Raw genomic sequence first — 21,415 nt, 5'->3', positions numbered from 1 at the left:
GCACCGTTTCACGCTAATTTGTGGGCCATCCTGGACCCGCGCTACCCGCTATCTCCGGGACAGCTTTATCCGACCACGAGGCGCACCACGAAGATCAGCACGCCAATGAAGATCGCCGTGCAAATCAGCGCTGCGACGATCACATGCAGCGGATTGAGATGCGTCGCGTCCGCTTCGAGATCGCGCCGTTTGCGCACCCCCAGAAACGACCACATCACAGCCCTCATCGACTGCATGAAACTGCTTCTGCGCCCACCGTTGTCGCTCATTCGCGTCGCCTTCCCTTGCCTGCATCACGCGCCGTCAGGCGGGGTTCGGCGCCTTGATGCCCGTACCAGCCGCCTCGTTCGCGGTGCCTTTCGTTGTCGGCGCCGGCGTATTCAGTTCGAAGAACGTGTACGACAGCGTGATCGTCTTCACATCCTTCGGCAGTTTCGGATCGACGACGAACACCACCGGCAACCGCTTCGTTTCGTTTGCAGCCAGCGTCTGCTGCGTGAAACAGAAACATTCGATCTTCTTGAAGTACCCGGTCGCCTCGCGCGGCGCGTAGCTCGGAATCGCCTGCGCGTGAACCGTGCGCGCCTGCTCGTTGCTGACCTGATACATCACTGTTGTTACTTCACCCGGATGCACGTCCATGCTGTGCTGTTCCGGCTTGAAACCGAGCGGGCCACGCGCGTTCGCATCGAATTCGATCGAAATCATGCGGCCCATGTCGACCTGCGTATTCTTCGCCTCGCGCTCCGTTGCATCGCGCTGCACGAGGTTGTTGATGCCCGTAACCTGACAGATCGCGCGATACATCGGTACCAGCGCGAACCCGAAGCCGAACATCATCAGCGCGACGACGAACAGCTTGATCAGCATCGAACGGTTAAAAGAGCGGTCGGCCTCGGCCGGCGGGTGCTTCGACATCGAACTTCCTCAATCACGCTGCCTGGGCAGGGTCAGACAGCGCGGTCAGCTAAACCACACCTGCTTGATCACCGCGGCCGCAAAAAACGCAATCACCACGACGAGCAGAATCAAACCCAGCCGCTTGTTGCCCGCGCGAATCTGCTCGGGAGTACGTCTTTGCTGTGAATTCCGGATCATGCTCAATTTCTGGGTACTTTACTGAACGGGCGGCTACGCTGCCACCACCCGTCTCGCATCCCGGTTCAAACGGCTTCTGGCCGAACCGGGATGCATTGACCGAAGCATCTTATTCGACGGTCGGCGGGTTTTCGAACGTATGGAACGGAGCCGGGCTCGGCACGGTCCATTCGAGACCCGTTGCACCGTCCCACGGCTTGTCCGATGCTTTCTCGAGTTCGCCACCGCCGCGATAGGTCGGCAGTGCAACCGCGAACAGGAAATAGACCTGTGCCAGACCGAAGCCGAAGGCGCCGATCGAGATGACCTGGTTCCAGTCGGTGAACTGCGCCGGGTAGTCGGCGTAACGACGCGGCATGCCGGCGAGACCCACGAAGTGCATCGGCAGGAACGCGAGGTTGAAGAAGATCATCGACGCCCAGAAGTGGATCTTGCCGCGCGTCTCGTTGTACATCCAGCCGGTCCACTTCGGCGACCAGTAGTACCAGCCGGAGAAGAGACCGAACAGCGAACCTGCCACCAGCACATAGTGGAAGTGGGCGACCACGAAATACGTACCGTGATACTGGATGTCGAGCGGCGCCATCGCGAGCATCAGGCCTGTCAGGCCACCGAACGTGAACACGAACAGGAAGCCCACCGCGAACAGCATCGGCGTTTCGAAGGAGAGCGAACCGCGCCACATCGTGGCAACCCAGTTGAACACCTTCACGCCCGTCGGCACGGCGATCAGCATCGTCGCATACATGAAGAACAGCTGGCCCGTCACCGGCATGCCGGTTGCGAACATGTGGTGCGCCCAGACCATGAACGACAGGATCGCGATCGAAGCCGTCGCGTACACCATCGAGCTATAGCCGAACAGCGGCTTGCGCGAGAACGCCGGGATCACCTGCGAAACGATCCCGAACGCCGGCAGGATCATGATGTACACCTCGGGGTGACCGAAGAACCAGAAGATGTGCTGGTACATCACCGGGTCGCCGCCGCCAGCCGCGCTGAAGAACGACGTGCCGAAGTGACGGTCGAACAGCACCATCGTGATCGCGCCTGCCAGAACCGGCATCACGGCGATCAGCAGGTAGGCGGTGATGAGCCACGTCCACGCGAACATCGGCATTTTCATCAGCGTCATGCCCGGGGCGCGCATGTTCAGGATCGTCACGACAATGTTGATACCGCCCATGATCGACGAGGCGCCCATCAAATGGAGCGCGAAAATCGCGAAGTCCATGCCCGGGCCCATCTGGGTGGACAGCGGTGCATACAGCGTCCAGCCCGCGGCGGTCGCGCCGCCCGGTGCGAAGAACGAACTGACCAGCAGCACGGCAGCCACCGGCAGGAGCCAGAAGCTGAAGTTGTTCATCCGCGCGAAGGCCATATCGGATGCGCCGATCTGCAGCGGCACCATCCAGTTCGCGAAGCCGACGAATGCCGGCATGATCGCGCCGAACACCATGATCAGGCCGTGCATGGTGGTCAGCTGGTTGAAGAACTCGGGACGCATGATCTGCAGACCCGGCTCGAACAGTTCGGTACGGATCGCCAGCGCCATCACGCCCCCGGACAGGAACATGACGAACGAGAAGATCAGGTACAGCGTACCGATATCCTTGTGGTTGGTGGCGTGCAGCCAGCGACGCCAGCCGTGCGGCAACTCATGGGCGTGGCCGTCGTGCTCGTGACCAGCGGCTACATCGTGTCCGATGCTAGACATGACAATCTCCTAAAACGAATACTGCAATGCTGACCGTGACACGTCAGGCCGCTGCGCTGATCTCGACACGCCGGGCTTCTTTCGCGTCAGCACCGCCCGTGATCGTTTCCGGCTTCTTCAAAATGATGTGGTCTTCGGCGATGCCCGCGGCCTTCAGCGCGTCACGCACGGCTTCCGCGCGGGTCTTCGCGAGCTTCGCGTTGACGCTGGCCGAACCCGTCTTGTCGGTGAAACCCGACAGCGTGAACTTCGCGTCAGGATGCGCCTTCGCGTACGCAGCCGCCGCGTCCACCGCCGCTTTCGCGTCGGCCGGCAGCGCGCTCTTGCCCGTCTCGAAGTAGACGCTGGCAGGCAGGCCTGCCTGCGGAGCCGAAGCCGCGCTGTCCGAGCCCGCTGCGCCAGCCGATGCCGGTGCCTCGCCCGAAGCCGCCTCGGCGCCGCTCGCCGCGGCTGCGTCGCTCGCACCTGCTGCGGCACCTGCGCCTGCGTCAGCCAGATGGTTGCCGCCTTCCGGCAGCTTGCCGTTACGGGCGTCGGCGACCTGCTTCGGCTGCAGGATGTCGCCGGTGTGATTGCCCCACGAGTTACGTTCGTACGTGATAACCGAAGCGATCTCGACGTCGTTCAACGTCGGTGCCCACGAAGGCATTGCATTCTTGCCCTTCAGCACGAGGCTGACGTGTTGCGCGATCGGACCGTTGGCGATCTTGCTGCCGTCGAGTGCCGGGAATGCGCCCGCGCCCTTGCCGTTCGGCTGGTGGCAGACCGCGCAGTTCGCCGCGTAGACCTTGCTGCCGCGCTCCGTCAGTTCAGCGAGCGTGTACGTCTTGTTCGGATCGTCGGCGCCGGCGGCCATCTTCTTCTTTTCGCCGTCGACCCACGCCGCGTAATCCTCAGCCGACAGGACCTTCACGACGACCGGCATGAACGCGTGTTCCTTGCCGCAAAGTTCGGTGCAGAAACCACGGAAGGTGCCCGTTTTGTCGGCCTTGAACCATGTGTCGCGCACGAAGCCCGGAATCGCATCCTGCTTCACGCCGAAGGCCGGCACGTACCAGGAGTGAACGACGTCGTTCGCGGTGGTGATGATGCGGATCTTCTTGTCGACCGGCACGACCAGCGGATTGTCGACCTCCTGCAGATACGTATCGGAAATTGGCTGGCTGCCGTCCGTTTCAGCACGCGGCGTAGCCAGCGTGGAAAGGAAGCTGATGCCTTCGCCCGGGCCCTTCACGTAGTCGTAGCCCCACTTCCACTGATAGCCGGTGACCTTGACGGTGAGATCGGCGTTGGTCGTGTCCTTCATCGCTACGACGGTTTTGGTGGCGGGCAGCGCCATCAGAATGACGATGATGAACGGCACGATCGTCCAGATGATTTCGACGGTGGTGCTTTCGTGGAAATTGGAGGCTTTGTGGCCCTTCGATTTGCGGTGGGCAAAGATCGAATAGAACATCACGCCGAACACGGCGATGAAGATCACCGTGCAGAGAATCAGCATGAACGTGTGGAGGTTGTAGAGCTCCTCAGCGATTTTTGTAGCAGGCGGCTGGAGATTGATCTCGTTGACGGCTGGGCCGCCCGGACTGTTACCGACTGCCATGGCCGCACCGGCGAAGAACATCCCGCTAAACGCCAGCACGCCCATGAGGGCTCGCTTGATTGTTTTCATAGCTTCCTTACCCAAAATTTCCATTCAAACCCTCGACCCCGCTGGAAGGCTTTCCGCGCTTTTAACCGCGCATTTTCCGCTCTGTCCGGGAACGGCATACGGCTCGGTGCATCTAATCGCAACGTCCAAGCCACACTCGCAATTCGCCAGCGAACTGGGCACGCCGGTACTGCGCGAGATGCTGCCCGATCATCACCGCCTGACCACGCGACACCAGCGTGATCCGGTCACGCGGCGTTGCTCCGGTTTCGACCCGCACCCAGCGCGGATTGAATTCGAATTGCGTGATCTGCTCCGCACTCACCTGCTCAATCACCAGCCGGTTCGGATAAAGCCGGATGCGCTCGTAATCCACAGCGTGACGCGCATAGATGGCAAACGCGACACCTACCGTCAGCAGCTCGATACCCGTGAACGGCAACACCAGCCACGCGCCGCACAGCAAAAGCATGAAAGCGATCGCCGACGAGACCAGCGCAAGCGACACATAGAAGCCAACGAACTGCCGCGGTGAAACCGAACAGTTACGCTTCATGGTCCAGTCTTTCAGGACCGGTTCTGAATCCGCCAGCAGACCGGACGCTTGCATCGCTGCCTCCCTGCACCCTGTAACGTCCCTGACACCGCTACTTTCGACGCTTTCGGCCTGATTCCTGTCTATTCCCGCCTTGATCTGCCGCACCAAATGCGGGAACGCCGGGCGACAAACTGACGCATTATAGGCGCGTTCAATGGCATCCACAAGCAATGCACTATCGGCTTGCAAGCCAGTAGCGACAAGCTTCTGCGCCGTTTTGACGCACCTCGTTGACGTCTTTTGCAGTGGTAATTTCAGACATAACAGATGTCATCTTTACCGCATCACCGATTCTTCGATGAACCTCGTCCGATGTCCTCGATCCGCACGATGCCATGGCCCTCGGCCGTGGTCCGCGGCACTGCTTTCCACGCGTGTCCGTAGATGACTTCGAAGGTGAGCGCGATCGTGCCGTCGGGCCGCCGGCGGGCTTCGAGCGCCGACAGTAACGCCTTGTGCAGACGCCTTGACGTGCCCGGCGAAGCGGTTTCGCGCTCAAACGGGTAGGCGCCCCAGCGGCGCACATCCTCGAGCAGCGACTCCGGCGACTTGTAGGTGATGGTAAGCACTTCCTGATCCATGACCGGGATCTCGAATCCGCTCTCGACGAGCATGTCGCCGAGATCGTGCATGTCGACGAAGTCGATTACATGCGCGCGCGAACTCACGCCGTGCGACGCCTCGACTTCGGCCCACGCACCCCGCAATTCCTTGAGCGTGTCGGGACCGACCGTGCTGAACATCAGCAGACCGTTCACCTTCAGCACACGTTGCCACTCGGGAAAGACGAGGTCGGGACGCGAATGCCAGTGCAGGGCGAGGTTGGACCAGACGAATTCGAACGCGCCATGCGCGAACGGCAACGCCGAGAAATCGGCCTGCGCGAAACGCGGACCGCGCGCGCCGAGCGCCTTGCTGATCGATGCCGGCAGAAAGCGTCGCCAGGTGGTGTCGCCGGCGTCGTGATGCAACGCGCGGCGCAGCATCGCGTGCGACAGGTCGGTACCGAATACCGGCGCTTCGGGGAACCGCTCGCGCAGCAGGGGAAGGTCGTCGCCCGCGCCGCAGCCTGCATCGAGCACGCTCGCCGGACTCATCTTGATGAAATCGAGACGCTCGCGCATGCGTTGCGCGATTTCGCGCGGCAGGAACGCGACTTCGTCGAAAGTCGCGGCGCGGCGATCGAAAATCCGTCGCAAGCGCCGCGAATCGTAGGCCGGACGGCTGGTTTTGGCGGAAGTTGGGGGCATGGCGGTCGAACGGACGAAGAGTGCGAAGTATACTCGCTCGCTCCCTTTGCTTCAGTGCAGGAGGCCTTTGCGGGCACATTCAGCCATGCCGGTCACGTTCGTTTCCCCGTCGTCGCGAGACCGTTTCGCGATCGTCTCGCGTCAGGTCCGCTCCCTCTGCCAGCAGGTGGCTGCGTTCGCGTTGCCGACACTTTGCGGGCTATGCGGCAATTTGTCGCAGCGAACGTTATGCGATGGCTGCGACGCGGCGTACTGGAACGAAGCGCGTCTGCGCTGCACGGTCTGCGCGATTCCGCTCGCGGCGTCGGTGCGGCGGAGCAGCCAGAAGCGCGACCGGTATCGCTGCGGCGATTGCGTTACCGCGCCGCCCGCATTCGACGCGACCTTCGCGCTCGCCGATTATCGTGCGCCGCTCGATTCGCTGGTGCTTGGGCTGAAGTTTCGCGCGGGGCTCATGCTGGCTCGCGAGTTCGGCGAACGGCTCGCGCACCTCGCACAAGATTCGCTCGACGCCGGCTCGCGCCCCGAGGTGATCGCGCCCGTCCCGCTCGCACGCCGCCGGCTGGTCGCGCGTGGATACAACCAGGCGTGGGAAATCGCAAAGCCGCTCGCAGATGCACTGGAAATACGGCGCGATGCGACGCTGATCCGGCGCATCATCGATACCGCGCCGCAGTCGCGGCTCGATCTCGACGCGCGGCGCGGCAACGTCGGGCACGCGTTTGCCGTGGCAAAACCCGTGGAAGGATTGCATGTCGGAATTGTCGACGACGTGATGACCTCGGGCGCCACGCTGGAAGCCGTCGCGCGTACGCTCAGGCAGGCAGGCGCACGACGCGTCACGTGCTTCACCGCGCTGCGCACACCGAAAAACTAGTTTCCAACCTGTTCAAACCATGTTCAACGTCGTTCTCGTCGAGCCCGAAATTCCGCCGAATACCGGCAACGTGATCCGCCTGTGCGCGAACACCGGCGCGCGGCTGCATCTGATCGAACCGCTCGGTTTTCCGCTCGACGACGCGAAGATGCGCCGCGCCGGCCTCGACTATCACGAGTACGCGCAGATGCATGTGCACGCCAGTTGGGACGCGTTCATCACCGCCGAATCGCCCGATGCCGCGCGCATGTTCGCGTTCACGACGCGCGGCTCGGGGCGCTTTCACGATCATGCGTTTCTGCCGGGCGACTGGTTCGTGTTCGGCGCCGAGACACGCGGGCTGTCCGATCATGTGTTGTCGCAATTCGCCGGCGAACAGCGTGTGCGTTTGCCGATGCGTCCTGACAACCGCAGCCTGAACCTGTCGAATACCGTCGCTGTGGTCGTGTTCGAAGCGTGGCGTCAGGCAGGTTTCGAAGGCGGCGCCTGACGATCGTTGTCCAGTTCGGTTTCGTATAGCCGGAACATCGCATCGTCGAAGCAGGCGAACGTCACGTGTCGGATCGAGCCGGGCGTTTGCCGCAAGGATTCGATCACCGTGCTCACGGCAATCCGTACCGCCTGCTGCGCAGGGAAGCGATAAACACCACAACTGATGGCGGGAAACGCGATGCTCGCGCAATGCGTGTCTTGAGCGAGTTCCATCGAACATCGATAGCAGGAGGCAAGCAGTTCCGCCTCGCCGTGGCCGCCACCGCCCCATACCGGGCCCACTGCGTGAATCACCCGTTTCGCTGGAAGTCCGTAGCCAGCGGTGATCTTCGCATTGCCCGTGGCGCAGCCGCCGAGCGTCTCGCATTCGCGTAAAAGTTCGCGCCCCGCCGCACGATGGATCGCACCATCGACGCCGCCTCCGCCCAGCAATGACGTGTTCGCCGCGTTGACGATCGCATCGACGGCGAGCGTCGTGATATCGACGACCCGCGCTTCGAGCCTGCATTGACCGATCGAGAGCATGGCAACCTCCGTATCCGGACGCCTGTCTTCATGTGGACAACGCGGTAACGCAGCGGTTCGGAACCGCGCCTGGGAATGGAGAGAAAGAAGCGAATGTCCAGCGTCGGAAACGCGACGCCGGACGCCGAAACTATTCGGCCTTCGAATCGCGGCGTAAAAGCGCGCTGACCGCATCGCGTGGCGCGATACCGTCGAACAGCACGGCGCAAACCGCCTGCGTGATCGGCATGTCGATGGCATGCGCGCGGGCGATGGCCAGCACCGCCTGCGCGCATCGCACGCCTTCGGCCACATGACCGAGGCCACCGAGAATATCGTCGAGCGGGCGACCCGAGGCGAGTTGCACGCCCACTGTCCGATTGCGGGACAGATCGCCTGTTGCGGTAAGAATCAGGTCGCCCAGACCCGTGAGACCCGTGAACGTTTCCGCCCGGCCGCCAAGCGTCACGCCGAGCCGCGACATTTCCGCGAGCCCACGCGTGATCAGCGCCGCACGTGCGTTGAGACCGAGGCCGAGGCCATCCGAAATGCCCGTTGCGATGGCGAGCACGTTCTTGACCGCGCCGCCGACTTCGACACCGACGAGGTCGTCGCCGGTATAAATGCGCATCGCGCCGTGATGAAACGCCGCGACCGTGCGCTCGCGGCACGCGGCCGCGCCGCTCGCCACCGTCAACGCAACCGGCAGCCCCTGCCCGACTTCACGCGCGAAGCTCGGCCCGGACAACACACCGTTGCTCGTGTGTCCCGCCAGTTCCGCCGCGACCACCTGATGCGGCAACAACTGCGTATCCGCCTCGAAACCCTTGCACAGCCATACGACGTGCGCGGGCACGCTGCCCGCATCGCGCATCGCGCGAAACAGCCCGCGCAATCCGGCGACCGGTGTCGCGACAACGCACAACGCATCGTCTGCCGCGCAATGCGCGAGCGCTGCCTGAAGATCCGCTTCGTAGCGAAGCGCGGACGGTAACGAAACGCCCGCCAGATAGCGGGCGTTTCGTTGCGTCGAGGAAAGGTCGGCAATGAGCGCGCTGTCACGCGCCCAGAGCACCGTATCGTGCCGCGCGGCCAGATGGCCCGCGAGCGCGGTGCCCCATGCGCCCGCGCCGAGAACGGCGACCTTCATGCCCGGCACTGGACGCGTCCCTTAATGGGTCTGGGTCGCGTTGCCGTTGGGCACGCCGTCCTGGCCGCCGAGCTGCGCGAGGCGTTGCTCGTAGAGCGCCTGGAAGTTGATTTCGGCGAGGTGGATCGGCGGGAAGCCCGCGCGCGTGATCGCGTCGGCGATGTTCGAGCGCAGGTACGGGAACAGGATCGTCGGGCATGCGATGCCGACGAGCGGATCGATCTGTTCCGCCGGGATGTTGCGGATGTCGAAAATACCTGCCTGCTTGGCTTCGATCAGGAACGCGACCTTGTCCTTGACCTTGGCGGTGACCGTGCCGGTCACGAGGATTTCAAAGACCGTGTCGGCGAGGCGCTCAGCCTTCACGTCGACTTCGACTTCGACCGACGGCATGTCCTGTTCCAGGAAAATGGCCGGCGAGTTCGGCTGCTCGAGCGACATGTCCTTCAGGTAAATGCGCTGGATGTTGAAGAACGGCTGGTTGTTCTCGTCAGACATGATTGAATGGTTCCTGGATAAATTCATGACGGCGGGCCATCGCCGATGGTCCGCCGGATTTTTGGGTAAGCCGCGTCAAAGTGCCGTGACTCGCCGGTCAAAGCGATGCGAGCTGCTACGTTACGCGACCGCTTCGAGCAGCGGCGCCAGACCGCCCGCGCGATCGAGCGCGGAAAGATCGTCGTAACCGCCAACATGCGTCTCGCCGATGTACACCTGCGGCACTGTCCGCCGCCCGGTGCGCGTCATCATTTCCTGACGGCGGGCCGGGTCTTTGTCGATGAGCACTTTTTCAACGTGCTCGACGCCGCGCGACTTTAAAAGACGTTCGGCCATCTGGCAATACGGACACACCTGCGTGCTGTACATGATCACTTTGTTCACTTCGCAACTCCTTGTTTCACGACCGGCATGCCGGCCTGCTGCCAGGCGTTGAGCCCGCCCTGCAACACATGGACTTCGGCGTAACCCGCATCCTGAACGACGCGCACCGCCTTGTTCGACTGCTGGCCGGTCTGGCACACCAGCAGCACCGGGTTGCTCTTGTTCTTCACGAGCGGGCCGATTTTCGCCTGCAAGCCTGCGAACTCGATGTGACGCGCCGACGGAAGATGACCTTTATTGAAATCCTCGGTGGAACGAAGGTCGATGACCACGGCATTGCGCCGGTTGATCAGTTGCGTGGCTTCGGCAGCGGAAAGGCCGCCGCGGCCGCGCCGGATGATCGCCGGCCACAGGAGCAACGCCCCGGAGATGAGGGCAATCGCGATGAGTACAAGGTTTGTGTAATCGGTGAAAAACTTCACGGAAAATCCGCCGAAAAAGAGAGAAATCGGAAAGGGCAATCTTCCCATTATAAAATAACCGCCTGACGCGATGGCGGCGACCCGTCCGGCCCCCTGCGAATGACCCGCCAGCGTGCTTTACCGCTTCCTTACTACCGACCGGCACCATGTACAAACTCGTTCTCATCCGCCACGGCGAATCGACGTGGAACAAGGAAAACCGATTCACCGGCTGGGTCGACGTCGACCTGACCGAACAGGGTAACCGCGAAGCGCAGCAGGCGGGCGTGCTGCTGAAGGAATCAGGCTACACGTTCGACATCGCGTACACGTCGGTGCTCAAGCGCGCCGTGCGCACGCTGTGGCACGTACAGGACCAGATGGACCTGATGTACCTGCCGGTCGTCCATTCGTGGCGGCTGAACGAGCGTCACTACGGTGCGCTGTCGGGCCTCAACAAGGCCGAAACGGCGGCGAAATACGGCGACGAACAGGTGCTGGTCTGGCGCCGCAGCTATGACACGCCACCGCCCGCGCTCGATCCGTCCGACGACCGCACGGCCTACAACGACCCGCGCTACGCAAAGGTTCCGCGTGATCAGTTGCCGCTCACCGAGTGCCTGAAAGACACCGTCGCGCGCGTGCTGCCGGTGTGGAACGAGTCGATTGCACCCGCCATCAAGTCGGGCCGCAAGGTGCTGATCGCCGCGCACGGCAATTCGATCCGCGCGCTCGTGAAGTATCTCGACGGCATCTCGGATGCCGACATCGTCGGGCTGAACATTCCGAACGGCGTGCCGCTCGTGTATGAACTCGACGAGAACCTGAAGCCGGTCAGGCACTACTACCTCGGCGATGCCGACGCGATCGCGGCAGCACAGGCCGCTGTTGCGAAGCAGGGCAAGGCGGGCTGAACACCACCTGGCCGGCAATGCCGGGAGACAGACGGCGCGTGCCCCGGCAAGAACTACCGGGCACGCGCCGTTCAGCAATCGAGGTGGGCCAGCTGGCATCCGGGCAGGCCGCCTGGCCGGTTGACTGTTACCGCACATTACTTCGCGATCCGGGCATCGTTGTGACGAACCTGCTGCATCTGCCGCTGTCGAATTCCCGAAAGCCGATTATCTGCCCCATACACTTGCGCACTTGCTGCACGGGTGTGCAGTTATACTTGTCCGTCCCATCTCTTTGACGCTGCCACGCGCATCCGACCGCACCAGACTCTATGCGAAAGAACCTGAAAAATATCGGCCTGATCGCCGCGGGCCTTGCTACTGGCGTTTTTGCCACCCTGCAGCTTTCCGCTTCGGCCCAGCAAACCGCGACCACGCCACTGCCACTTGACCAGCTCCGGCTCTTCGCCGAAGTCTTCGGGCAGATCAAGCATGAGTATGTCGAGCCCGTCGACGACAAAAAGCTGCTCACCGCTGCCATCAAGGGCATGGTGTCGAGCCTCGACCCGCACTCGTCGTATCTCGACAAGACCGATTACGAGGAACTGCAGGAACAGACCAAGGGCCGCTTCGCCGGTCTTGGCATCGAGATTTCCTCGGAAGATGGTTTGATCAAGGTGATCTCGCCGATCGAGGACACGCCTGCGTTCCGCGCCGGCATCCGTCCAGGCGACCTGATCACACGCATCAACGACAAGCCGGTGCGCGGCATGACGCTCGATAAAGCCGTCAAGCAGATGCGCGGCGAGCCGGGCACGAAGGTCACCCTCACGATCTTCCGCAAGACCGACGACCGCACGTTCCCGCTCACCGTCACGCGCGCCGTGATCCGCGTGCAGAGCGTGAAGATGAAGATTCTCGCGCCGGGTTATGCATACATTCGCATTACGAGCTTCCAGGAACGCACCACGCCTGATCTCGCCGCGAAACTGCAGGACATCGCGCGCCAGCAGCCGAACCTGAAGGGCTTCGTCCTCGATCTGCGCAACAACGGCGGCGGTCTGCTGCAGAGCGCGGTCGGCGTTGCCGGCGCGTTCCTGCCGCCGGATTCGGTCGTGGTGTCGACCAACGGCCAGATTCCGGATTCGAAGCAGGTCTACCGGGATACCTACGATAACTACCGTCTGCCTTCGTTCGACGGCGATCCGCTGAAGAACCTGCCGCCAATCTTCAAGACGGTGCCGATGATCGTGCTGACGAACGCGTATTCGGCGTCGGCGTCGGAAATCGTCGCGGGTGCGCTGCAGGATCAGCATCGCGCGCTGATCGTCGGCAAGACGACGTTCGGCAAGGGTTCGGTGCAAACGGTGCGTCCGATGACCGCCGATACCGCGCTGCGCCTCACCACGGCGTACTACTACACGCCGAGCGGCCGTTCGATCCAGAACAAGGGCATCCGCCCGGACATCGCGGTCGATCAATACGCCGAAGGCGATCCGGACGACGCACTCGTGACGCGTGAAGTGGATTACTCGAACCACCTCGCGAACACGCAGGATCCGAACGAGAAGAAGGAACAGGAACAGCGCGAAAACGAGCGCATGGACCAGTTGCGTCAGCTCGAGGAACAGAACGACAAGAAGACGCCGGAACAGCGTCAGAAGGATCGCGATCGCAAGCCGGTCGAGTTCGGTTCCGCCGACGACTTCATGTTGCAACAAGGCCTGAACAAGCTGGAAGGCAAGCCGGTTCAGGAATCGAAGTCGGTGACCGAGCGCCGTCTCGCGCAGAACAAGCCGCCTGCATCGGCTTCGGCGCCCGTCGCCGTGAAGCCGGCTCAAGCCGTTACGCCGGGGGCGTCGAGCCCGGCACCGGCTTCCGCACCGGCGCCCGCTTCGCAAAGCAACTAACGTTTCATGTCTCATCGGCCTTCGCAGCTTCGGCTGCGAAGGCCGTCTCTCTCGTCAGTGCGCCCGCGCGATTAAAATAACCACAACTACGACGCGCCCCGCCATGAACGACGACCAGCTCCTCCGCTATTCCCGCCACATTCTTGTCGATGAACTCGGTATCGAGGCGCAGCAGCGCTTTCTCGACGCGCACGCGATCGTCATTGGCGCGGGCGGCCTTGGGTCGCCCGCGGCGATGTATCTGGCGGCGGCAGGTGTCGGCACGCTAACGCTCGTCGATGCCGATACGGTCGATCTCACGAACCTGCAGCGGCAGATCCTGCACGTCACGGCTTCGGTGGGTCGCCCGAAAGTCGAATCGGGCCGCGACGCCATCGCGCAACTGAATCCCGACGTGAAGGTGAACGCGGTCGCCGCACGCGCCGACGACGCCTGGCTCGACGGGCACGTGTCGCTCGCGACGGTCGTGCTCGACTGCACCGACAACTTCGCGACGCGCCATGCGATCAACCGGGCATGCGTGCGGCATCGCGTGCCGCTCGTGTCCGGCGCGGCGCTGCGCTTCGACGGTCAGATCAGCACGTTCGATTTTCGCGACGAAGCGTCGCCCTGCTACGCGTGCGTGTTCCCCGAAGACCAGCCGTTCGAGGAAGTCGCATGTTCGACGATGGGGGTTTTTTCGCCGACGGTCGGCATCATCGGCGCGATGCAGGCCGCCGAGGCGTTGCGCGTGATCGCCGGCATCGGCACGCCGCTCGTCGGGCGTCTGATGATGCTCGACTCAATGCGCATGGAGTGGAACACGATGCGCATCGCGCGTCAGCCGGATTGCCCCGTCTGCGGCGACACGCATCGCGAATAACATCGCGCGGCCCGCCTGGGCCGCTTATTAACCGCTCAGGCCGCGGCGACACGCCTGAGTGCTGCCTGAACTTCCTCCGGCTCGAACGAAGCGAGCACATCCGCAACGGGCTTTTCGAGCGTCTTGAGGTTCGAGCGCAATACTTCCTGTTTGACGACCAGCAGCTGGCTCGGATGCATCGAGAACTCGGTGAGCCCCATGCCGAGCAAAAGACGCGTCAGCGTCGGATCGCCCGCCATTTCACCGCAGACCGACACCGGCACACCCGCGCGTTTCGCCTCGCGCAGCGTGAGCGCGATCAGATGCAGCACGGCCGGATGCAGCGGGTCGTACAGGTGCGCCACCGCGTTGTCCGCCCGATCGATGGCAAGCGTGTACTGGATCAGATCGTTCGTGCCGATCGACAGGAAGTCGAGTCGCTTCAGGAACAGCGGCAACGCAATTGCCGCAGCCGGAATCTCGATCATCGCGCCGACACGGACGTTCGGATCGTAGACAAGGCCCGCGTCGTCAAGCTGACGTTTGGCTTCGCGGATCAGATCGAGCGTCTGGTCGATTTCCTGCGCGTGCGCGAGCATTGGAATCAGGATCTTCACCTGACCGAACGCCGACGCGCGCAGGATCGCGCGCAGCTGCGTGAGGAACATCTGCGGCTCGGAAAGGCTCCAGCGGATCGCACGCAGCCCCAGCGCCGGGTTCGCGGCCGTTTCGTAGCCGTCGCCACCGCCCATCGAATCGAGCGGCTTGTCGGCGCCTACGTCGATCGTGCGGATCGTCACCGGCAGGCCGTTCATGCCTTCCACCGCGCGACGATAAGCGTCGAACTGCTCTTCTTCCTGCGGCAGGTGCTGCTTGTGGTTCATGAACAGGAATTCGGTGCGGAACAGACCGACGCCTGTCGCGCCCGCCTCGAGCGCGGCGTGCGCGTCGTCAGGCAATTCGATATTCGCGCAAAGTTCGATTTTCGTGCCGCACAGCGTTTGCGTCGGCGAAAACTTCAGACGTTGCAGCTTGCGTTGTTCCAGCGCCTTTTCGCTCTGACGGTACGAATATTCTTCCAGCACGATCGGCGCCGGATCGACGATCACGATGCCATGGTCGCCATCGACAATGATCAGGTCGTCCTGCCGGATCAGCGCACTCGCCTGCTGCACGCCGACGGTCGCCGGAATGCCGAGACTGCGCGCGACGATCGCCGTGTGCGACGTACGGCCGCCCAGATCGGTGACGAAACCCTGGAACGTCTGCGTCTTGAACTGCAGCATGTCGGCGGGCGCGATGTCATGCGCGACGACGATCATTTCATTGCACGCTCCGTGCACGGCGTCGCCGAGCGTCGAGGTCGACGCGCCCGCGAGCGCCTTCAGCACGCGCTCCACCACCTGCTCGATGTCGGCTTTGCGCTCGCGCAGATATTCGTCTTCGATGTCGTCGAAATGGCGTGAAAGGCGTTCGAGCTGCTCAGTGAGCGCCCATTCGATGTTGTAGCGGCGCGTGCGGACGAGGTCGATGGTTTCCTGCACGAGCATTGCGTCGTTCAGGATCATCGAGTGGACGTTGATGAATGCACCCATTTCGCTGGGTGCGTCGGCGGCAAGGTCGGCACGCAATGCGTCGAGCTCGGTATGGACGAGTTGCTGGGCCGTGCGAAAGCGCTCGATCTCGCCCTCGATCTGGGCGTGCTCGATCAGATAGTGGTCGACGTCGAGTGCAGCCGGGGCGATCAGATAGGCCCGCCCGATGGCGATACCGCGTGACACGGGAATTCCATGCAGCGTGAACGACACGCGCACCTCCTCTAGTTGTGTGATGCCGCGGCAAACCGCTGCAATGCTCTCAGACCCCGAGGTTCATTATAAATTCCGCACCCTCAGATGACTGCGTGCAGTGCAGCAATACTGAATCTTCGTAAACGATCTGACGCGCGTCTTTCTGAAAACCGGCAGGGCAGGCTGATCGTGCCACACATCGGCGATATTCGTGATGTCACGAGGCGATGGCCGATTGTGGCGGGCCAAAAAAAAGCCGCGTCAAAACGCGGCGTTTTCCTGTAGCTGTCCGGTCAATGCCAGCAAATCGCGCGGATTATTGACCTTCGCCGAACTTGTCCGCGATCAGTTTCAGCAATGCATCCATTGCCTCGGTTTCGTCTGAACCTTCGGTTTCGATCGTCACCGTGCTGCCGATGCCCGCTGCGAGCATCATCACGCCCATGATGCTCTTCGCGTTGATCCGGCGACCGTTGCGGCTCATCCAGATCTCCGCCTGAAAATTACCCGCCAGTTGCGTCAGTTTCGCCGACGCGCGCGCGTGCAGGCCAAGCTTGTTCACGATTGTCGTTTCTTTTTGCAGCATCTGGTCTTCCGGAGCGCGGGTTGAAAGTGAGGGAATGAAGCGGGTGTGACGAGGTCAGACGGGATCTGCTCCGGGCACCTGCACGGGCAGACAAACCGGATCGACCTTCGCCGCGGCCGGTATCGGCGTACCCGGAACAATCGTATGAATACCTTTTGTCGCGCCGGCGATTGCCTTGTCGACCAGCGTGTCGAGAGGCGTCGCACGATAGCAGACGGCGCGCACCAGCATCGGCAGATTGACGCCCGCCAGCACGCGCACATCCGGCAGCGTGGCCAGACGCGCGGCGATGTTGGCCGGTGTCGCGCCGAATACGTCGGTCAACACAAGCGCACCGTTGTCTTCCCTTAGCCGCTCGATCTCGGCGTACGCGAACGCGATGACTTCGGGAGGATCGCAGTCGGGCATGACGTCGATCACGCCGATGCGGGCGGGCAAGCCGCCATATATGTGGGCAATACACTCCCGCAGCGCGGTGGCGAGCGGAGCATGCGCAACAATCAGAATGCCAGCCATGTCAGTGTTACAGCAAAAAACGGCTTGAGAACGGGAGAACGGGATTGTAACAGCACCATTTTCCCGCTTTCGGCGCCTCCGTGCAGGCGACGCGCCGGTCCTTCCGCCGCCCGCCTGCCGGGTCTGTCGCGCCCGTCCCGCGCGCCGTTCAGCCGGCGGCGCGCTCCAGCGCATCGATGAACATGCCGGCGACATCGAAGCCTGTCTGCTCCATGATCTCGCGAAAGCACGTCGGGCTCGTAACGTTCACTTCAGTCAGCCAGTCGCCGATCGCGTCGAGTCCGACCAGCAACAATCCGCGGGCGGCGAGTACCGGGCCGAGCGCACCGGCGATTTCGGAATCGCGCGCGGTCAACGGCTGCGCGACGCCCAGCCCGCCAGCCGCCAGATTGCCGCGCACCTCGTTGCCCTGAGGAATCCGCGCCAGCGAATACGGCACCGGCTGGCCGCCGATCAGCAGAATGCGTTTGTCGCCCGTCTTGATCTCGGGGATGAACTTCTGCGCCATCACCGAGCGTGCGCCATCGTGGCTCAACATTTCGATAATCGAGCCGAGGTTCATGCCGTCCGCCTTCACGCGGAACACGCCCATGCCGCCCATGCCGTCGAGCGGCTTCAGGATCACGTCGCCATGTGTGTCGTGAAATGCGCGCAGACGTGCCGGATCGCGCGTGACCAGGGTGGGCGCGACGAATTGTGGAAATTCGCCGATCGCGAGTTTTTCCGAGTGATCGCGGATCGACTGCGGCTTGTTGAAGATCCGCGCGCCGCCGCGTTCCGCCAGTTCCAGCAGCCACGTCGACGTGACGTATTCCATGTCGAACGGCGGGTCCTTGCGCATGATCACGGCGCCAAAACTCTTGAGCGAACGTGCCGCGGCCGGATCGGCGGCGTACCACGTGTCGCGCTTCAGATCCGCACCGTCGCCGACAATCGCAAAGCGCCGCGCATTCGCCTCGACATCGCCGCCCGTCCACGCCAGATGCTGCGGCTCGCACGCATGCAGCGTGTGCCCGCGCCGCGCGGCTTCGGCCATCATCGCGTAGGTCGAATCCTTGTAGATCCTGAAGCGGTCGAGCGGGTCGGCGATAAAGAGAATGTCCATGAAGGTCCTGGTGCGCCCGTGCGGGCGTTGCGTTGATCAGGTCGATCAAGTTGATCGTTCAAAGCGCGCGGACGACGCTTGCCGCGCCGCGCGCCTGCATGTGGAAAGCCTAGACCTGGATCGCTTCCGGATCCGTCTTTTCGAGTTCCACCGATGCGGCCAGCAGCCCGAGCCGCGCGACCACGCCGTACATATAGAAGCGGTTCGGCGGCGCCGCGCCCGGCTTGGCGTGCGCGTCGGGCAGCGCCGTGTGTTCGAAACCGAGCGGCACGAAGTGCATGCCGGGCGCGTTCAGGTTCTGGTCGCGCTCACGGCTACCGTGCACACGATAGAAACCGCCGACCACGTACCGGTCGATCATGTACACGACCGGCTCCGCGACTTCCTCGCCGATGCGCTCGAACGTGTACACCCCTTCCTGAACGATCACGTCGTGCACTTCGAGGCCGTCTTTCGTGGTCGCCATCTTCGCGCGCTCGCGCTTGGTGAGCGCCGCGACTTCCGATGCGTCGTGCACGGTCATCACGCCCATGCCATAGGTGCCGGCGTCCGATTTGATGACGACATACGGCCGTTCGGTGATGCCGTACTCGCGATACTTCTTCGCGATTTTCTTCAGCACGCCGTCGATCGCATCGGCCAGCGCTTCCTCACCGGTGCGCGCCTGAAAATCGACGCCTTCGACGTGCGCGAAGTACGGGTTGATCATCCATGGATCGATCTCGACCAGCTTCGCAAACTTCTTCGCCACGTCGTCATAACACGAGAAATGCGTCGATTTGCGACGTACGGCCCACGCGGCGTGCAGCGGCGGCAGCAGATACTGTTCGTGAAGATTTTCCAGCACAGGCGGGATGCCGCCTGACATGTCATTGTTCAGCAGAATCGAACAGGGATCGAAATTCTTCAGTCCGAGGCGACGCTGCGAGCGTTCGAGCGGTTCGATCACGAGCTTCTGTCCGTCGGACAACGCGATCGTCACCGGTCCGGCAACGTTTTCATCGAGCGTGCCGAAGCGCACGTTCAGGCCGGCCTGACGCATGATCGTCGCGAGCCGCGCCACATTCTCCAGATAAAACGCGTTGCGCGTATGACGCTCGGGAATCACGAGCAGGTTCTTCGCGTCCGGACAGATCTTTTCGATCGATGCCATCGCGGCCTGCACGGCGAGCGGCAGCGTTTCCTGCGGAAGATTGTTGAAGGCGCCGGGAAACAGGTTCGTATCGACCGGCGCGAGCTTGAAACCCGCGTTACGCAGATCGACCGAACAATAGAACGGCGGCGTATGTTCCTGCCATTCGAGGCGGAACCAGCGTTCGATGGCGGGCGTCGCGTCGAGGATCTTCCGCTCGAGGTCGAGCAGCGGGCCGTTTAACGCCGTAACTAGGTGCGGAACCATTGATCACTCGCAGACTGGAGAAAAAAGATTGTAGAGCAAATGCCCAGCCCATTTGGGGATGGTTTCTCCAATCGCAAGTTTCGCTGCGGATGCATTCCGGCTATCGCATCGATAGCCAGCAGTCTGTGCTGTTTTCGGGATGAAACGGAAATGGTCTGATAAAGAAAAAAGCCCGCCGTGAGGCGGGCCAAAAGTCGCTGTTGCCTGTTCCTTGCGGAATAACCTCTCGCGTTATTCCACGTGTTCGCCATGCAGTACCACGTCGAGGCCTTCGCGTTCTTCTTCTTCCGTCACGCGCAGACCGATGACCATATCGATGATCTTCAGCAGGATGTAGCTCATCACGCCACTGTAGATCAGCGTCGTCAGAACGCCCTTGGCTTGCAGAATAACGCTGCCGTCCGCGCCGCCGATGTCCTTGACCGCGAACACACCCGTCAGCAGCGCACCCACGATACCGCCGACGCAGTGCACGCCGAACGCGTCGAGCGAGTCGTCGTAGCCGAGCTTGTGCTTGAGCCATGTTGCCGACCAGAAACAGACCACGCCAGCCACCAGACCGATCACGAGCGAACCCGTCACGCCGACGAAGCCCGATGCCGGCGTAATGGCCACGAGACCCGCCACGGCACCCGACACGATACCGAGCACCGAAGGCTTGCCCTTCGCGATCCATTCAGCAAACATCCAGCTGAGCGCAGCCATGGCCGTTGCGACCTGCGTCGTCAGCATCGCGAAGCCGGCACGACCGTCAGCCGCCACTGCCGAACCTGCGTTGAAGCCGAACCAGCCCACCCACAGCATGGCGCCACCGATCAGCGTGAGCGTCAGGTTGTGCGGCGCCATGGCTTCCTTGCCGTAGCCCACGCGCTTGCCGAGCACCAGACAGCACACCAGACCCGCGATACCGGCGTTGATGTGAACCACCGTGCCGCCTGCGAAGTCAAGGATGCCGGCGCTAGCCAGCCAGCCCGTCGGTTCCCAGACCATGTGCGCGATCGGCGAATAGACGAGGATCGACCACAGCGTCATGAACACGAGCATCGCCGAGAACTTCATACGGTCTGCGAAGGCGCCCGTGATCAGTGCCGGCGTGATGATCGCGAACGTCATCTGATAGACGAAATAGACCGTTTCGGGGATCGTCGGCGCCAGATGGCTGACTGTCAGCGTCGTGGCCTTGTCGCCCTTGATGTAGTTCATGCCCGTGAGAAACACGCGCGAGAAACCACCCAGGAACGAGCCGCCCGGCGTGAACGCGAGGCTGTAGCCGACGACGGTCCAGACGATCGTCACGACGCAGGTGATCGCGAAGCTTTGCATCAGCGTCGCGAGCACGTTCTTCTTGCGGACCATGCCGCCGTAGAACAGCGCCAGGCCCGGGATCGTCATGAACAGCACGAGCGCGGTGGAGGTCAGCATCCAGGCGGTATCGCCCGAGTTGATCTTCGACGAATCGACCGAGAACGGTGCGCTCGGTGCTGCCGGAGCAGCGTCAGAAGCGGCGGCCGGCGCCGGTGCGGCGGAAGCATCGGCTGCGGGTGCGGCGGAAGCATCGGCTGCGGGTGCGGCGGATGCTTCTGCTGCGGGCGCGGCCGAAGCGTCCGGAGCCGGCGCGGCGGCCGTCGTATCCGAAGCGACAGCCGATGCTGCTGCGGGCGCGGACGCATCGTCCGCGAGGGCGGCCCCGATTCCACCCGCCATCAGCGAGCCGGCCACCAGCAAGGACATCAATAATTTGCGCATCTCTATTTC

General features: G+C 62.6%; 23 protein-coding genes. 5 read left to right on the top strand and 18 right to left on the bottom strand.

Annotated elements, in window-relative coordinates:
* Nucleotides 1-65: 65 nt before the first annotated feature.
* The 7 genes from LPA37_RS02415 to LPA37_RS02385 all read right to left on the bottom strand — a co-directional run bounded on the left by LPA37_RS02415 (nt 66) and on the right by LPA37_RS02385 (nt 6,314).
* Nucleotides 66-269 (bottom strand): DUF2970 domain-containing protein, encoded by a 204-nt coding sequence (locus tag LPA37_RS02415; protein WP_228977374.1) that lies wholly within the window; start codon nt 267-269, stop codon nt 66-68.
* A gap of 34 nt (nt 270-303) precedes the next feature.
* Entirely contained in the window at nt 304-918 is a 615-nt protein-coding gene (locus LPA37_RS02410; protein WP_229011301.1) for a cytochrome c oxidase assembly protein, read from the bottom strand.
* A 45-nt stretch (nt 919-963) separates the two neighbouring features.
* Nucleotides 964-1,098, bottom strand: a complete 135-nt coding sequence (locus LPA37_RS02405; protein WP_228977370.1) for a cytochrome oxidase small assembly protein — start codon at nt 1,096-1,098, stop codon at nt 964-966.
* A gap of 109 nt (nt 1,099-1,207) precedes the next feature.
* Nucleotides 1,208-2,815 (bottom strand): cytochrome c oxidase subunit I, encoded by a 1,608-nt coding sequence (gene ctaD, locus LPA37_RS02400; RefSeq protein WP_228977368.1) that lies wholly within the window; start codon nt 2,813-2,815, stop codon nt 1,208-1,210.
* A gap of 43 nt (nt 2,816-2,858) precedes the next feature.
* Complete coding sequence (gene coxB / locus LPA37_RS02395; protein WP_228977366.1) at nt 2,859-4,511, bottom strand: cytochrome c oxidase subunit II; 1,653 nt, start codon at nt 4,509-4,511, stop codon at nt 2,859-2,861.
* Nucleotides 4,512-4,599: 88 nt separating this feature from the next.
* Nucleotides 4,600-5,076 carry a DUF2244 domain-containing protein gene (locus LPA37_RS02390; protein ID WP_228977364.1) on the bottom strand — a complete coding sequence of 159 codons (477 nt, stop codon included), beginning with the start codon at nt 5,074-5,076 and terminating at the stop codon, nt 4,600-4,602.
* 272 nt (nt 5,077-5,348) lie between these two features.
* Nucleotides 5,349-6,314, bottom strand: a complete 966-nt coding sequence (locus tag LPA37_RS02385) for a methyltransferase domain-containing protein (protein ID WP_228977363.1) — start codon at nt 6,312-6,314, stop codon at nt 5,349-5,351.
* An 85-nt stretch (nt 6,315-6,399) separates the two neighbouring features.
* Here LPA37_RS02385 and LPA37_RS02380 point away from each other — a divergent pair, with 85 nt between their 5' ends.
* Complete coding sequence (locus LPA37_RS02380; protein WP_229011417.1) at nt 6,400-7,191, top strand: ComF family protein; 792 nt, start codon at nt 6,400-6,402, stop codon at nt 7,189-7,191.
* Between the two features lie 19 nt (nt 7,192-7,210).
* A complete protein-coding gene (gene trmL / locus LPA37_RS02375) occupies nt 7,211-7,681 on the top strand; it encodes a tRNA (uridine(34)/cytosine(34)/5-carboxymethylaminomethyluridine(34)-2'-O)-methyltransferase TrmL (protein ID WP_228977362.1) in 471 nt (156 codons plus the stop codon).
* Here the strand turns inward: trmL and LPA37_RS02370 are convergent.
* From LPA37_RS02370 to LPA37_RS02350, 5 genes are all read right to left on the bottom strand, one after another.
* Nucleotides 7,654-8,208 carry an O-acetyl-ADP-ribose deacetylase gene (locus LPA37_RS02370; RefSeq protein ID WP_229011299.1) on the bottom strand — a complete coding sequence of 185 codons (555 nt, stop codon included), beginning with the start codon at nt 8,206-8,208 and terminating at the stop codon, nt 7,654-7,656. The two genes, trmL and LPA37_RS02370, sit on opposite strands and share 28 nt — an antisense overlap.
* A gap of 130 nt (nt 8,209-8,338) precedes the next feature.
* Nucleotides 8,339-9,337, bottom strand: coding sequence for an NAD(P)H-dependent glycerol-3-phosphate dehydrogenase (locus tag LPA37_RS02365; protein ID WP_229011297.1), 999 nt, complete (start codon nt 9,335-9,337; stop codon nt 8,339-8,341).
* Nucleotides 9,338-9,358: 21 nt separating this feature from the next.
* Nucleotides 9,359-9,835, bottom strand: coding sequence for a protein-export chaperone SecB (gene secB / locus LPA37_RS02360; RefSeq protein ID WP_228977356.1), 477 nt, complete (start codon nt 9,833-9,835; stop codon nt 9,359-9,361).
* 120 nt (nt 9,836-9,955) lie between these two features.
* Nucleotides 9,956-10,219 (bottom strand): glutaredoxin 3, encoded by a 264-nt coding sequence (gene grxC, locus LPA37_RS02355; RefSeq protein WP_228977354.1) that lies wholly within the window; start codon nt 10,217-10,219, stop codon nt 9,956-9,958.
* The gene (locus LPA37_RS02350; RefSeq protein ID WP_228977352.1) at nt 10,216-10,641 is read right to left on the bottom strand and encodes a rhodanese-like domain-containing protein; all 426 of its coding nucleotides are present in this window, start codon (nt 10,639-10,641) and stop codon (nt 10,216-10,218) included. Before LPA37_RS02350 ends, grxC begins: the two co-directional genes overlap by 4 nt.
* A 146-nt stretch (nt 10,642-10,787) precedes the next feature.
* Here LPA37_RS02350 and gpmA point away from each other — a divergent pair, with 146 nt between their 5' ends.
* The 3 genes from gpmA (at nt 10,788) to LPA37_RS02335 (ending at nt 14,285) form a co-directional block, all read left to right on the top strand.
* Complete coding sequence (gpmA, locus tag LPA37_RS02345) at nt 10,788-11,534, top strand: 2,3-diphosphoglycerate-dependent phosphoglycerate mutase (RefSeq protein WP_228977346.1); 747 nt, start codon at nt 10,788-10,790, stop codon at nt 11,532-11,534.
* 311 nt (nt 11,535-11,845) lie between these two features.
* Nucleotides 11,846-13,423 (top strand): S41 family peptidase, encoded by a 1,578-nt coding sequence (locus tag LPA37_RS02340; protein ID WP_229011295.1) that lies wholly within the window; start codon nt 11,846-11,848, stop codon nt 13,421-13,423.
* 103 nt (nt 13,424-13,526) lie between these two features.
* Nucleotides 13,527-14,285, top strand: a complete 759-nt coding sequence (locus tag LPA37_RS02335) for a HesA/MoeB/ThiF family protein (RefSeq protein WP_229011293.1) — start codon at nt 13,527-13,529, stop codon at nt 14,283-14,285.
* A 35-nt stretch (nt 14,286-14,320) separates the two neighbouring features.
* On the opposite strand, the gene ptsP is transcribed toward LPA37_RS02335, so the two are convergent.
* From ptsP to LPA37_RS02305, 6 genes are all read right to left on the bottom strand, one after another.
* Nucleotides 14,321-16,072 carry a phosphoenolpyruvate--protein phosphotransferase gene (ptsP, locus tag LPA37_RS02330; RefSeq protein WP_228977341.1) on the bottom strand — a complete coding sequence of 584 codons (1,752 nt, stop codon included), beginning with the start codon at nt 16,070-16,072 and terminating at the stop codon, nt 14,321-14,323.
* 298 nt (nt 16,073-16,370) lie between these two features.
* Nucleotides 16,371-16,640 carry an HPr family phosphocarrier protein gene (locus LPA37_RS02325; RefSeq protein ID WP_228977339.1) on the bottom strand — a complete coding sequence of 90 codons (270 nt, stop codon included), beginning with the start codon at nt 16,638-16,640 and terminating at the stop codon, nt 16,371-16,373.
* Between the two features lie 54 nt (nt 16,641-16,694).
* Nucleotides 16,695-17,156 carry a PTS sugar transporter subunit IIA gene (locus LPA37_RS02320; protein WP_228977337.1) on the bottom strand — a complete coding sequence of 154 codons (462 nt, stop codon included), beginning with the start codon at nt 17,154-17,156 and terminating at the stop codon, nt 16,695-16,697.
* A gap of 148 nt (nt 17,157-17,304) precedes the next feature.
* A complete protein-coding gene (gene gshB / locus LPA37_RS02315) occupies nt 17,305-18,261 on the bottom strand; it encodes a glutathione synthase (protein WP_228977335.1) in 957 nt (318 codons plus the stop codon).
* A 109-nt stretch (nt 18,262-18,370) separates the two neighbouring features.
* Entirely contained in the window at nt 18,371-19,660 is a 1,290-nt protein-coding gene (gshA, locus tag LPA37_RS02310) for a glutamate--cysteine ligase (RefSeq protein WP_228977334.1), read from the bottom strand.
* Nucleotides 19,661-19,891: 231 nt separating this feature from the next.
* Nucleotides 19,892-21,406, bottom strand: coding sequence for an ammonium transporter (locus LPA37_RS02305; RefSeq protein ID WP_229011291.1), 1,515 nt, complete (start codon nt 21,404-21,406; stop codon nt 19,892-19,894).
* Nucleotides 21,407-21,415: the final 9 nt, after the last annotated feature.

It is taken from the genome of Paraburkholderia gardini (assembly GCF_907164545.1).
GTDB classification, from domain to species: Bacteria; Pseudomonadota; Gammaproteobacteria; order Burkholderiales; family Burkholderiaceae; genus Paraburkholderia; species Paraburkholderia gardini.
Note: the sequence above shows the minus strand (reverse complement) of the source record. Positions and strands in the feature narration are given on the sequence as shown.